General features: G+C 38.5%; 11 protein-coding genes, 3 tRNA genes and 1 riboswitch. Of the genes, 11 read left to right on the top strand and 3 right to left on the bottom strand.

Going from position 1 to position 12,587, the window contains the following annotated elements:
- Positions 1-53 precede the first annotated feature (53 nt).
- Complete coding sequence (gene aspA / locus BUE84_RS05025) at positions 54-1,454, bottom strand: aspartate ammonia-lyase (protein WP_079240740.1); 1,401 nt, start codon at positions 1,452-1,454, stop codon at positions 54-56.
- Between the two features lie 72 nt (positions 1,455-1,526).
- Complete coding sequence (locus tag BUE84_RS05020) at positions 1,527-2,552, bottom strand: N-acetylmuramoyl-L-alanine amidase (protein WP_079240739.1); 1,026 nt, start codon at positions 2,550-2,552, stop codon at positions 1,527-1,529.
- A 136-nt stretch (positions 2,553-2,688) separates the two neighbouring features.
- On the opposite strand from BUE84_RS05020, the gene BUE84_RS05015 reads away from it, so the two are divergent.
- From BUE84_RS05015 to BUE84_RS04995, 5 genes are all read left to right on the top strand, one after another.
- Positions 2,689-2,773: transfer RNA gene (locus tag BUE84_RS05015), tRNA-Ser, on the top strand.
- A 15-nt stretch (positions 2,774-2,788) separates the two neighbouring features.
- Positions 2,789-2,863, top strand: a tRNA-Pro gene (locus BUE84_RS05010).
- A gap of 42 nt (positions 2,864-2,905) precedes the next feature.
- A tRNA-Arg gene (locus BUE84_RS05005) sits at positions 2,906-2,979 on the top strand.
- A gap of 49 nt (positions 2,980-3,028) precedes the next feature.
- Complete coding sequence (locus tag BUE84_RS05000) at positions 3,029-3,298, top strand: GIY-YIG nuclease family protein (protein ID WP_079240738.1); 270 nt, start codon at positions 3,029-3,031, stop codon at positions 3,296-3,298.
- An 85-nt stretch (positions 3,299-3,383) separates the two neighbouring features.
- Positions 3,384-3,647 (top strand): GIY-YIG nuclease family protein, encoded by a 264-nt coding sequence (locus BUE84_RS04995; RefSeq protein WP_079240737.1) that lies wholly within the window; start codon positions 3,384-3,386, stop codon positions 3,645-3,647.
- Between the two features lie 94 nt (positions 3,648-3,741).
- Here the strand turns inward: BUE84_RS04995 and BUE84_RS04990 are convergent, their stop codons facing one another.
- On the bottom strand, positions 3,742-4,308 hold the full coding sequence (locus tag BUE84_RS04990; protein ID WP_079240736.1) for a hypothetical protein: 567 nt from the start codon (positions 4,306-4,308) through the stop codon (positions 3,742-3,744).
- A 248-nt stretch (positions 4,309-4,556) separates the two neighbouring features.
- Positions 4,557-4,750, top strand: a riboswitch (cobalamin riboswitch).
- 495 nt (positions 4,751-5,245) lie between these two features.
- Between BUE84_RS04990 and prpB the strand changes: the two genes are divergently transcribed.
- From prpB to BUE84_RS04960, 6 genes are all read left to right on the top strand, one after another.
- On the top strand, positions 5,246-6,103 hold the full coding sequence (gene prpB / locus BUE84_RS04985) for a methylisocitrate lyase (RefSeq protein WP_238594363.1): 858 nt from the start codon (positions 5,246-5,248) through the stop codon (positions 6,101-6,103).
- A complete protein-coding gene (prpC, locus tag BUE84_RS04980) occupies positions 6,090-7,244 on the top strand; it encodes a 2-methylcitrate synthase (protein WP_079240734.1) in 1,155 nt (384 codons plus the stop codon). Before prpB ends, prpC begins: the two co-directional genes overlap by 14 nt.
- Before the next feature lie 34 nt (positions 7,245-7,278).
- The gene (locus BUE84_RS04975; RefSeq protein WP_079240733.1) at positions 7,279-8,730 is read left to right on the top strand and encodes a bifunctional 2-methylcitrate dehydratase/aconitate hydratase; all 1,452 of its coding nucleotides are present in this window, start codon (positions 7,279-7,281) and stop codon (positions 8,728-8,730) included.
- Between the two features lie 67 nt (positions 8,731-8,797).
- Positions 8,798-10,294 carry a CoA-acylating methylmalonate-semialdehyde dehydrogenase gene (locus BUE84_RS04970; RefSeq protein ID WP_079240732.1) on the top strand — a complete coding sequence of 499 codons (1,497 nt, stop codon included), beginning with the start codon at positions 8,798-8,800 and terminating at the stop codon, positions 10,292-10,294.
- Between the two features lie 7 nt (positions 10,295-10,301).
- Entirely contained in the window at positions 10,302-11,462 is a 1,161-nt protein-coding gene (locus BUE84_RS04965; protein WP_079240731.1) for an acyl-CoA dehydrogenase family protein, read from the top strand.
- 15 nt (positions 11,463-11,477) lie between these two features.
- The gene (locus tag BUE84_RS04960) at positions 11,478-12,587 is read left to right on the top strand and encodes an enoyl-CoA hydratase/isomerase family protein (RefSeq protein WP_079240730.1); all 1,110 of its coding nucleotides are present in this window, start codon (positions 11,478-11,480) and stop codon (positions 12,585-12,587) included.

The raw sequence follows: 12,587 nt of genomic DNA, 5'->3' as shown, positions 1-12,587 counted from the left end.
ATAAGAAATCTTTAGGATATCAATTACCATTGATCATTCATCGTTTATAGAGTTTATTTGTTATGCGGTTTCAGCATGTTTTTCGGATCAAGGATTTCGTCCAGTTTCTCTTGAGAAAGAATTCCTTTTTCAAGGACAAGGTTGTAAACGCTTTTTCCGGTTTCCAGTGCTTCTTTTGCAATCTGTGTAGATTGTTTGTACCCGATATAAGGGTTCAATGCTGTTACAATACCAATGCTATGTTTTACCATATTCAGGCAAATTTCTTTATTGGCAGTAATTCCTACTACACACTTGTCACGAAGGGTATCTAAGGCATTGCAAAGGAAGTTGATATTTTCCATGATGGCATGAGAAAGTACCGGTTCCATTACATTCAGCTGTAACTGTCCTGCTTCTGCAGCAAAAGTTACAGTAAGATCATTTCCAAATACTTTGAAACAAACCTGATTTACTACTTCCGGAATTACAGGATTTACTTTCCCTGGCATGATAGAAGATCCTGGCTGCATTGGTGGCAGGTTGATTTCAAAAAGACCAGCTCTTGGACCTGATGAAAGTAATCTTAAATCGTTACAGATTTTTGATAATTTCACGGCAAGACGTTTTGTTGCTGAAGAGTAGATGACATAAGATCCTGTGTCAGGAGTAGCTTCTACCAAATCCGGTGCTGAAACAATCGGGAATCCTGTAATCTGAGCTAAGTTTTTAGCACAAAGAGTGGCATATCCTACCGGAGCGTTTAATCCTGTTCCGATAGCCGTTGCTCCCATATTCACTTCTACAAATAGGTTGGCGTTGTTATTCAGTTTGGAAATATCCTCTTCCAAAGTAGCAGCATAAGCTTCAAACTCCTGGCCCAAAGTCATTGGAACGGCATCCTGAAGCTGCGTACGACCCATTTTGATAACATCATGAAACTCCTGTCCTTTTGCACGGAAAGCGGTAATAATTCTTTCAAGCTTTTCTACCAGTCCGATATTCATCTGAAGCAATCCCATTTTGATTGCTGTAGGGTAAGCATCGTTGGTAGACTGAGAAAGGTTGATATGGTCATTAGGTGAACAGAATTCGTACTCTCCTTTATTTTTCCCTAGTTTTTCCAACACGATATTGGCGATCACTTCATTCGCATTCATGTTGATGGAAGTTCCTGCTCCTCCCTGAATCATATCTACCGGAAACTGCTCATGATATTTCCCTTCTACAATTTCATCACACGCTTCTGCTATTTTAAAATACAGGTTTTCGTCTAGAAGTCCAAGTTCATAATTGGTTTTAGCTGCTGCTTTTTTTACAAAAGCCAATCCTTTTATGAAATCCGGATATGAAGACAAAAGCTGCCCTGAAATTTTGAAATTGTCAATAGCTCTTTGTGTCTGAACCCCATAATAAGCATCTAAAGGCACATTCAGTTCGCCTAATAAATCACTTTCTTTTCTGAAATTTTCCATTACAGATATTTTACTGTTTTTGATCGTTTAAAGATAGCAAAAACGCATCTAACCGATGCGTTTTAATTTGAATTATTTTGTTGGATATTTTTGATTTAAAGCTTGGAGTATTGCCCATGTTTCTCCATCCATAATTCCGTCATAATTCTGTGGACGGAAATGATACTGGAAAGCTTCAATTGTTTTCTTCGTAGCATCATCCCATTTTCCGCTAAGATCAAGTGCATATCCAAATTTCTGCAATGAAGTCTGAATAAGGAAGATAAAACTGGCCTCATTATATCTTGCTGTAATATCAGCCTGTGCTGCCTCAAGATAAGTCTGTTTAGCTGCTTCATCATACCACATTCCAACCTGGTACTCATCATACAGTTTTTTCCATGGGAACATAGGTCCCGGATCCTGTTTTCTTGTAGGTGCAATATCGGCATGTGCCAATACATTTGTAGGTTGAATCTGATATCTTGTCACAATATCTTTAACCAAGGCAGCAACTTTTTTCACCTGGTCATCGCTAAAAGGAGCAAAAGTTCTTTTACCTGTACTATCTGTGGTATAGCCTGTATTTACAATTTCAATACCAATAGAATTATCGTTGAGATTTTTGTCATTTCTCCACGCGCTTACTCCTGCATGATAGGCTCGCTTATTTTCATCTACCAATTGATAGATCTCGTTATCTCCTGTATTATTTACCAGATAATGGGCACTCACTGCCTGTTGGGTAAGAACAGTAAGAGATTTATCGTCCGGAAGAGCTGTATAATGTAATATAAGATAACGTTGTCTGAAATTCTGGGCTACCGCAGGGAAATAAGTTTTCACCACCTTATATCCGGCTGGTTTTGCAGATACAATAGAACCATAACTTGCCGTATTATCATTTTTTGTTGGGTCTGCTATATTAGTAGTAAAAAAGTCTACTCCATGATCAGATACAACTTTTGGTTTTGAAGCCACCGGAGGAGTTGTTTGAACCGTTGGTTTCGCCTGTGTTATTGGGGTTTTCGGTTTGTAAGTATTTTTTTTCACATTTTGTTGGGAAGTACATGAAAAAACAAAAGTACTTAATCCGATGATATATAATGTTTTACGCATCAGTTTGGTTTTTGAATGATTTATTACCTCAAAAATACACAAAAATTTCTTGAATTTTATTTGGTAAATAAAGAAATCTGTTCTATATTTGCACTCGCAATAACGGAACAACGATCATTAAAAAATAAACAAAAAAGGAGGGTTGCCGGAGTGGTTAACGGAGCAGTTTGCTAAACTGTCGACGCGAAAGTGTCGCAAGGGTTCGAATCCCTTACCCTCCGCTCTTCTTATATATTCGGGGCGTAGCGTAGTCCGGTCATCGCGCCTGGTTTGGGACCAGGAGGTCGCAGGTTCGAATCCTGCCGCCCCGACTTTTTAATGTGCTTATTTACTAAGCGAGAATCAACTTCTAAGGGTGCGTAGCTCAGCTGGATAGAGCATCTGCCTTCTAAGCAGACGGTCAAAGGTTCGAATCCTTTCGCGCTCACTTAAAGACTTACTGGAAACAGTGAGTCTTTTTTGTTTATATTAGTTCCATGTATTTTTGCTATATACTTCATTCCAAGACCTTAGAAAAATTCTACATTGGGCATTCTTCAGAATCTTTACAGGAAAGATTAAGAAAACACTTATCTGATCACAAAGGATTTACATCAAAAGCTAAAGATTGGGTTATTGTTTATTTTGAAACTTTCGAATCCAAATCAATAGCATATAAAAGAGAAAGACAAATCAAAGCATGGAAAAGTAAATCCAGAATTCAAAAACTTATAAATATAACAGGGATAGAGCATCCCGATTTGTAATCGGGACGGTCAAAGGTTCGAATCCTTTCGCGCTCACTTAAAGACTTACTGGAAACAGTGAGTCTTTTTTGTTTATATTAGTTCCATGTATTATATACTTCATTCCAAGACCTTAGAAAAATTCTACATTGGGCATTCTTCAGAATCTTTACAGGAAAGATTAAGAAAACACTTATCTGATCACAAAGGATTTACATCAAAAGCTAAAGATTGGGTTATTGTTTATTTTGAAACTTTCGAATCCAAATCAATAGCATATAAAAGAGAAAGACAAATCAAAGCATGGAAAAGTAAATCCAGAATTCAAAAACTTATAAATATAACAGGGATAGAGCATCCCGATTTGTAATCAGGACGGTCAAAGGTTCGAATCCTTTTTCACTCAAAAAAAACTTCACTTATCAAAAATGAAAATCTTATACAGAGAAGTTATTAATACAAGATTAATGATCTTCAAAGTATTGTCCAAACCATATATCAAAACTTTCTTTATATCGGGCCTGAGCATTTTGAATCAACACATCAGGTTCTTCAATCTGGCTTAAACCGTAATCTCCTTTCATCCACCTCAAATACTCATTTAAATCCGGACTCTCTTCATAATCCTCTTCATCTCTATAAAAATAAGCTTCATCACAATCTACGGAAATTTCAGTGTCAAAAGTAAGCAAATGTAAAAGCTGTACACTATTTTCAGCGACAATATGAACTCCACCTTCATCTCCAAAAACCACAACAGGTATTTTATTCAAAGACTGATCCGTTGCATTATTCCAGATCGCATAGAATGAACCGGAACCATTAGCCTGAGCAAAAGGTAATATATTATTCAAAAAACTTTCATCATCACTCCAGCTTTTCAGTCCTGATTTACTATCGATTAGTACACCAAATCCTTGCGAATAATTTTCAAACGAAGAGATAGTATTCTGGAAGTAAATCAGTTTTTCAAGCTCTACAGGAACTTCACTCAAACCCAGATTTTGTTTAAATTCTGCAATGTCTACCATAATCAATAATATACGATTAATAAAATTTATAAAATGAAAGAAGAACAGCAAATTTATTAACTATCTTTAATTTTCCGGTTATCTTTTATATTAATTTAACAACATAAACAATCCGTTTTTACCCTAACACACGCACCACAACTCAATAATTTCCAATAGATTACAGTAAAAAAACTATTGATTACATAAAATATCTTTTTCGTTATTATAAAATACTTATATTTACCACCAAGGAGTTCTTAAAACCTTCTTTATCAACCGAAACTGGTTACACTTAGCTGTGTATTAAAAGGGAATCGTGTGTAAATCACGAACTGTCGCGCAACTGTAAGTAACATACAAAAAGTTTTTATCAATTGATATCCACTGTATATTTTTTATATGGGAAGGATGATAAAAACAGTTACAAGTCAGGAGACCTGCCTATTTCGTATTGACGATGCTTTCGCGATTTGAAGCTTACAGTCAGGTATGATGCGATATGGATATAGTACGATAACTTTTTTATCAAACTGTGTTATTTTTTGAGATGAATATGAGCGTACGTTTCGTGCTTCTCATGATTCTGTAGCTCATTCGTATCCCCTTTCCGTAATTTTTCTTTCTTAATAAAGCACCGCGAAGTTTACAGAGAACTTTTTATAGGATTTAATCAATGTAAAAAGGGATAAGGTGTACCAAAGCAATTTTAATTATTCGTGGAGTTTCAACAGGTTTATTTTACAAACCTGTACAATCAGAGTTTCTCAAAATTCCCAACATCAGCACAATGGAAAGATGTCTCAACTCCTTTCCTACTTTTTACTTTTTACTCAAAAGCGATGTCTTTACAGCTCTTCCGCTTCTTTAATAACAAACAAATTTCAACTCAACAATAAATATTATAATGATCAAAAATGAAAATTGGAAGTCGCCCGGCTTAAAATTCCGGGAGGCTATGGAAAAAGAAAATCCTCTTCAGATTGTTGGAGCCATCAATGCAAACCATGCATTATTAGCACAGCAGGCTGGTTTTAATGCCATTTATCTTTCAGGAGGAGGTGTTGCTGCAGGGTCTTTAGGAATTCCTGATTTAGGAATTACGACTCTGGATGATGTACTCATAGATGTTCAGCGTATTACTAATATTTGTGATTTACCACTTTTGGTAGATATTGATACAGGATTTGGGCCTTCTGCTTTTAATGTTGCCCGAACTATAAAATCATTAATCAAAGCCGGAGCAGCAGCCATTCACATTGAGGATCAGGTAGGTGCAAAACGTTGCGGACACCGCCCTGGAAAAGAAATCGTAAGCAAAGAGGAAATGGTAGATAGACTTAAAGCAGCTGCAGATGCCCGTACCGATGAAAATTTTGTGATTGGAGCCAGAACAGACGCCTTTGCAAATGAAGGTCTTGAAAAAACGCTAGAAAGAGCCATCGCCTACAAAGAAGCCGGTGCAGATTTCATTTTTGCTGAAGCAGTTCCTGACTTAAGCTTTTATCAAAAATTTGTTGATGCTGCCAGAATCCCTGTACTAGCCAACATTACTGAGTTTGGGATGATCAAAATGTACACCGTTGAAGAACTGAAAAACGCAGGTGTAGGGCTTATCCTCTATCCTCTTTCTGCCTTCAGAGCAGCTAATAAAGCCGCACAGAATGTATATCAGCATATCCGCAAAGATGGAACACAAGCGCATGTACTGGACACAATGCAGACCAGAGAAGAACTCTATCAAAGCATTGGCTACCATGATTATGAACAAAAATTAGATAACCTTTTTAAACAAAATACTCATGTCAACGAATAGCGAACCAACATTTAAGCCTAAAAAAAGCGTAGCACTTTCCGGAGTGACAGCAGGTAATACCGCTCTTTGCAGTGTAGGAAAAAGCGGAAATGATCTCCATTACAGAGGCTATGACATCCTGGATCTTGCAGAAAGAGCGCAATTTGAGGAAGTAGCCTATCTTCTGATTTATGGCCAGCTGCCTACTGAAGCTCAACTCAAAAATTATAAAGCAAAATTAAAATCACTGAGAGGACTTCCCCACTCTGTAAGAAATATCTTAAAAAGTATTCCGGCGGCCGCACATCCCATGGACGTTATGCGTTCGATGGTTTCAGCAATTGGAAGTATTCAGCCGGAAAAAGATGATCACAATGTAGCCGGAGCAAGAGATATTGCAGATAAATTATTAGCATCATTCAGTTCCGGGCTTTTATACTGGTATCACTATACCCACAATGGCAAAGAAATCAATGTAGAAACTGATGATGATACTATTGGCGGGCATTTCCTTCACCTTTTACATGGTAAAAAAGCTCCTGATTCATGGGTGAAAGCAATGGAAATATCTCTTAATCTGTATGCTGAACATGAGTTTAATGCTTCTACTTTTACCGCACGTGTCATTGCCGGAACCTCATCAGACTTTTATTCTTGTATCACAGGAGCTATTGGTGCTTTGAGAGGTCCAAAACATGGAGGAGCCAATGAGGTGGCTTTTGAAATCCAAAGCCGCTACAATTCTCCTGATGAAGCAGAAGAAGACATTAGAAAACGTATTGCCAACAAAGAAGTAATCATCGGATTCGGACATCCTGTTTATACCATATCGGACCCAAGAAATGTAGTCATTAAAAAAGTAGCCAAAGAACTTTCCGAGGAAGCCGGAGATATGCTGCTGTACAATATTGCTGAAAGACTGGAAACTGTGATGTGGGAAGAAAAGAAAATGTTCCCCAATCTGGACTGGTTCTCAGCAGTATCTTACCATCTGATGGGAGCTCCTACCCTGATGTTTACTCCACTATTTGTGATTTCAAGAGTCACAGGATGGAGCGCACACATTATTGAACAAAGACAGGATGGAAAAATTATCCGCCCAAGTGCCAATTATACAGGTCCTGAAAATAAAGACTTTGTCAACATCGAAAACAGAAAATAAAAAAATCAATTCATAATTAAACTAAAAAATAAAGATGTCATCACACATTTCAAACGAAAGACCACAACCGGATCAGGTATTAGCAGATATTGCAGATTATGTGTTAAGCTATGAAATCAAAAATGATTTAGCCTGGAAAACAGCGCACTACTGTTTATTAGACACGGTCGGATGCGGATTGGAAGCACTGACTTATCCTGCATGTACCAAACTTTTAGGACCTATCGTAAAAGGTACTGTTGTTCCGAACGGAGCTAAAGTTCCTGGTACACAATTTCAGCTGGATCCGGTACAGGCTGCTTTCAACATCGGGGCAATTATCCGCTGGCTGGATTTCAATGACACCTGGTTAGCTGCTGAATGGGGACATCCTTCAGACAATCTGGGAGGAATTTTAGCAACAGCAGACTGGCTTTCAAGAACAAATATTGCGGAAGGAAAAGCTCCGTTAAAAATGAAACAGGTTCTGGAAGCAATGATCATCGCCCATGAAATTCAAGGAGTTATCGCATTGGAAAATTCATTCAACAAAGTAGGTTTAGACCATGTATTATTGGTAAAATTAGCCTCTACAGCCGTTGTCGGAAAACTGATCGGCTTAACCCGTGATGAGCTGATCAATGCCGTTTCATTAGCATTTGTAGACGGACAATCTTTAAGAACATACCGCCATGCTCCCAATACCGGAAGCCGTAAATCCTGGGCAGCAGGAGATGCCACTTCAAGAGCTGTACGTCTGGCATTAATTGCCCAAACAGGTGAAATGGGCTATCCATCAGTATTAACAGCGAAAACATGGGGATTCTATGATGTATCTTTCAAAGGAAATGAATTCAAATTCCAGAGAGAATATGGTTCTTACGTTATGGAAAATGTTTTGTTCAAAATTTCATTCCCTGCAGAATTCCACTCTCAGACAGCTGTAGAAGCAGCAATGACTTTACATCATCAGTTAAAAAAATCAGGAAAATCATCTGAAGATATCAAGAAAATAACCATCCGTACCCACGAAGCATGCATTCGCATCATTGATAAAAAAGGTCCATTAAACAACCCTGCTGACCGTGATCACGCTATCCAGTATATGGTAGCAGTTCCATTGATCTTCGGAAGGCTGACTGCTGCAGACTATGAAGATAACATAGCATCAGATCCAAGAATCGACATCCTTCGTGATAAAATTGAATGTGTGGAAGATGTACAGTTCACCACAGATTATCATGATCCTGAAAAACGTTCCATTGCCAATGCTTTAACGGTAGAATTAAACGACGGAACCGTGCTGGACGAAATCGTAGTAGAATACCCAATTGGTCACAAACGCAGAAGAGAAGAAGGAATTCCTGAACTGATCAAGAAATACAAAGTAAATCTTGCCAGAATATTCCCGGAAAAACAACAGAGAATTGTATTAGAAAACTCTTTAGAATACGATACGCTTGTTAATCTGGATGTCAACGAGTTTGTTGATCTGCTGGTAATATAATCTAATAAGAAGTTGAGAGTGAAAAATACAAATTCACTCTCAGCTTTTCACTCTCAATCTAAAAATCATGTCACAAAAAGTAAAAATATTAATCAACGGAAATTTTATAGAAAGTAAAGCGGTACAGCATCTTCCTGTAGAAAATCCTGCTACCCAGGAAATTCTTGCAGAAGTCCCATTAACGGAATTATCTGAAATAGATCAGGCGATAGAATCCGCTAAAGAAGCTTTCAAAACATGGAAAGAGGTCGCTACCCCGGAAAGAGCCAGATTCTTTCTAAAATACCAGCAGCTTTTAAAAGAAAATCAAAAAGAAATTGCCGAAATCCTTGCCAAAGAAAATGGAAAAACATTTCCTGATGCCATGGGAGATGTATGGCGCGGGATTGAAGTGGTAGAACATGCCTGCAACATTCCGACATTCCTGATGGGAGAAACGGTAGAAAATGTGGCAAGAGGCGTAGATACTTACAGCTACATCCAGCCTCTTGGAGTCTGTGCAGGAATCACTCCATTCAACTTTCCGGCAATGATTCCTCTATGGATGTTCCCAATGGCCATTGCCTGTGGAAACACCTTTATTTTAAAGCCTTCTGAGCAAACCCCTATGACTTCGATGAAAATGGCTGAGCTATTTTTAGAAGCAGGTTTTCCTAAAGGAGTTCTGAATATTGTTCATGGTTCCAAAGACCAGGTGAATCACATTCTGAATCATCCGGAAATAAAAGCCATTTCATTTGTAGGTTCTGTTCCCGTTGCGGAGCATGTTTACCGCACAGGAACTGATAATCTGAAAAGAGTTCAGGCTTTTGGAGGAGCAAAAAATCACATGGTAGTAATGCCGGATGCCAATAAAGAACAGGTCATCAATAATCTTGTAGGAGCTTCTTGCGGAGCTGCCGGACAACGTTGCATGGCAATCAGTGTAGCTGTTTTAGTGGGGGAAGCTCAAAATTGGGTGAATGATATCAAAAAAGCTTTAAGCACCATTAAACCTGGAGTTTGGTCTGATGATTCAGCAGCTTTTGGTCCTTTAATCAACAAACAATCAAAAGATAAGGTTTTAAGATTGATTAAAAGTGCCTATGATCAGGGAGCTGAGGTATTACTGGATGGCAGCGACTGTAAAGTAGAAGGCTATGAAAACGGATACTTTGTAGGAGCAACGTTATTCAATAACGTATCAACAGATATGGACATTTACAAGGAAGAAATTTTTGGACCTGCTTTATTATTATTAAAGGCGGAAACACTGGATGAAGCCATTAAAATCATCAATGCTAATCCTTATGGAAACGGAACCTCCATCTTTACCAACTCAGGGGCGGCAGCTAGAAAATTTCAGCACGAAATTGAAGTGGGACAAATCGGGGTAAACCTTCCGATTCCTGTTCCATTACCGTTTTTCTCTTTTACAGGATGGAGAAAATCATTTTTTGGCGACCTGCATTCTTACGGAAAACAAGGAGTTCGTTTTTATACAGAGACCAAAACGATTACAGCCCGTTGGTTTGAGGAAGATATTCCTGCAGGCGACCTGAATATGACGATCAGTTTAAAATAAGTTGTCTATGGAATTCAACCTAAATCAAGATCAATTGGCGTTTCAGGATGCCGCAAGAAGATTTGCCGATAAAGAACTGGCTCCTTATGCTTCGGAATGGGATGCTCAGAAGATATTTCCGAGAGACGCAATTGCCAAAGCCGGAGAATTAGGTTTTTGCGGTGTGTACACCAGTGAAGATGCCGGAGGTCTGGGATTATCACGATTAGATGCTGCCATTATATTTGAAGAACTTGCAGCAGCCTGTCCTTCTACTACCGCCTACATTACCATACACAATATGGTTTCATGGATGATTGATGAATTTGGGAATGAAGAGATCAGAAAACAACTATGTCCGGATTTGTCATCAGGCACATTATTAGGTTCTTATTGTCTTACAGAGCCAGGTTCCGGTTCTGATGCTGCAGCCCTAAAAACTACGGCAGTAAAAAAAGGCAGCAAATACATTATTAACGGAACGAAAGCATTCATCTCCGGAGCCGGCGAAAGTGATATACTTATTGTAATGGCCCGTACGGGAGACTCTGGTCCTAAAGGAATCAGTGCATTTGTAATACCTGCTAATTCTGAAGGGATCAGCTTTGGCGAAAAAGAAAAAAAATTAGGTTGGAATACCCAGCCGACACGCTTTGTCTTCTTTGATCATGTGGAAGTAGATGAGAAATATCTTTTAGGTGAATTGGGGCAGGGATTTAAAATAGCATTGAAAGGTCTGGATGGTGGCCGTATCAACATCGGAACATGTTCTGTAGGAGCTGCACAGGGAGCTATTAACCAAGCCCGAAAATATATGCATGAAAGACTTCAGTTTGGAAAATCATTGGCTCAGTTTCAATCACTGCAGTTTAAAATTGCTGACATGGCAACAGAATTGGTGGCAGCCCGTCAGATGGTGCTTTTGGCGGCTTTCAAATTAGATTCTAAAGACACGAATGCTACTACTTACTGTGCTATGGCAAAACGTCTGGCAACCGATATGTGTTTTAACATCTGCAACGAAGCATTACAAATACTGGGCGGATATGGATGTACACAGGACTTTCCGGTGGAACGTCTTATGCGGGATGCCAGAGTGCATCAGGTGGTAGAAGGAACCAACGAAATTATGAAACTGGTGATTTCAAGGAAGATTTTAGAAGAAGGAGACATGATACAAATCCGTTAATTCAAAAGATTAAAAATGAGTTTAGTACTAACAGAAATAAAAAATAAAGTCGGGATCATCACCCTGAATTCCGAAAAGACACTCAATTCGCTTTCATTAGAAATGATTGAAGAACTGAAAGCTGTTTTGGAAGACTGGAAAACAGCTGATGAAGTAGTCTGTCTGTTCATTCAGGGAGCCGGTGAAAAAGCTCTTTGCGCCGGAGGAGATGTAAGAAAGCTGCATGATGCTATTATTGAACAGCAAAGCGTTGATGAAACAAAAGTACCCCAGCTGTGTTTCGATTTCTTTTTCAAGGAATATCAGGTAGATTATGCTATCCATACTTATCCGAAACCCATTATTGTCTGGGGACACGGAATTGTGATGGGTGGAGGAATCGGAATTATGGTAGGAGCATCCCACCGTATTGTGACCGAAAGAAGTAAGCTGGCAATGCCTGAAATTACTATCGGTTTATATCCGGATGTTGGCGGTACATGGTTTTTAAATAAAATGCCTTCCGCTTATGGAATTTATCTAGGATTAACGGGTGCCAGATTAGATGGAGCAGACTGTAAGTTCTTGGGATTGGCAGACTATTACGTTTCTTCCAATTCAAAAGAAACCTTATTAAATATGCTTAATCAGGCTCAATGGAATGGAAATAACCATCAAACGGTTTCTGTAATTCTGGAAAATATCTCCAAAGAAACAGATATCCCCGAGTCACAGGCACAGAACCATCATTTATTCATCAAAAATTTTGAAGGAGTAGATTCTTTAGAACAGTTTAAAGAAATTTTACTGCAATATCCTGATAAAGATGAATGGATCAATCCAGGAATAAAAAGCTTTGAAGCAGGCTCTCCAAGTTCAGCACATATTATCTTCAGACAATTAAAAGAAGGTAAAAATTTAAGTTTGGAAGAAGTCTTTCAATCTGAATTAAACTTATCGTGCCAATGCTGCATCCATCCGGATTTTGCAGAAGGCGTAAGAGCATTGCTTGTAGATAAAGACCAGTCTCCAAAGTGGCAGCCTGTAACATTAAATGATATAACCAAAGAATGGGTAGACAGCTATTTTACTCCGCTTTGGTCCGGTGAGGAACATCCATTAAAAAACTTAGGAAAAAAAGATTAA

This window comes from Chryseobacterium indologenes (assembly GCF_002025665.1).
GTDB lineage: Bacteria > Bacteroidota > Bacteroidia > Flavobacteriales > Weeksellaceae > Chryseobacterium > Chryseobacterium metallicongregator.
The sequence above is the reverse complement of the archived record's forward strand: the minus strand, read 5'-3'. Positions and strand labels throughout refer to the sequence as shown.

Excerpts from the sequence above, each read along its gene's own strand:
- aspA (WP_079240740.1), bottom strand. The coding sequence starts at position 1,454 with ATGGAAAATTTCAGAAAAGAAAGTGATTTATTAGGCGAACTGAATGTG.
- BUE84_RS05020 (WP_079240739.1), bottom strand. The coding sequence starts at position 2,552 with ATGCGTAAAACATTATATATCATCGGATTAAGTACTTTTGTTTTTTCA.
- BUE84_RS05000 (WP_079240738.1), top strand. The coding sequence starts at position 3,029 with ATGTATTTTTGCTATATACTTCATTCCAAGACCTTAGAAAAATTCTAC.
- BUE84_RS04995 (WP_079240737.1), top strand. The coding sequence starts at position 3,384 with ATGTATTATATACTTCATTCCAAGACCTTAGAAAAATTCTACATTGGG.
- BUE84_RS04990 (WP_079240736.1), bottom strand. The coding sequence starts at position 4,308 with ATGGTAGACATTGCAGAATTTAAACAAAATCTGGGTTTGAGTGAAGTT.
- prpB (WP_238594363.1), top strand. The coding sequence starts at position 5,246 with ATGGAAAAAGAAAATCCTCTTCAGATTGTTGGAGCCATCAATGCAAAC.
- prpC (WP_079240734.1), top strand. The coding sequence starts at position 6,090 with ATGTCAACGAATAGCGAACCAACATTTAAGCCTAAAAAAAGCGTAGCA.
- BUE84_RS04975 (WP_079240733.1), top strand. The coding sequence starts at position 7,279 with ATGTCATCACACATTTCAAACGAAAGACCACAACCGGATCAGGTATTA.
- BUE84_RS04970 (WP_079240732.1), top strand. The coding sequence starts at position 8,798 with ATGTCACAAAAAGTAAAAATATTAATCAACGGAAATTTTATAGAAAGT.
- BUE84_RS04965 (WP_079240731.1), top strand. The coding sequence starts at position 10,302 with ATGGAATTCAACCTAAATCAAGATCAATTGGCGTTTCAGGATGCCGCA.
- BUE84_RS04960 (WP_079240730.1), top strand. The coding sequence starts at position 11,478 with ATGAGTTTAGTACTAACAGAAATAAAAAATAAAGTCGGGATCATCACC.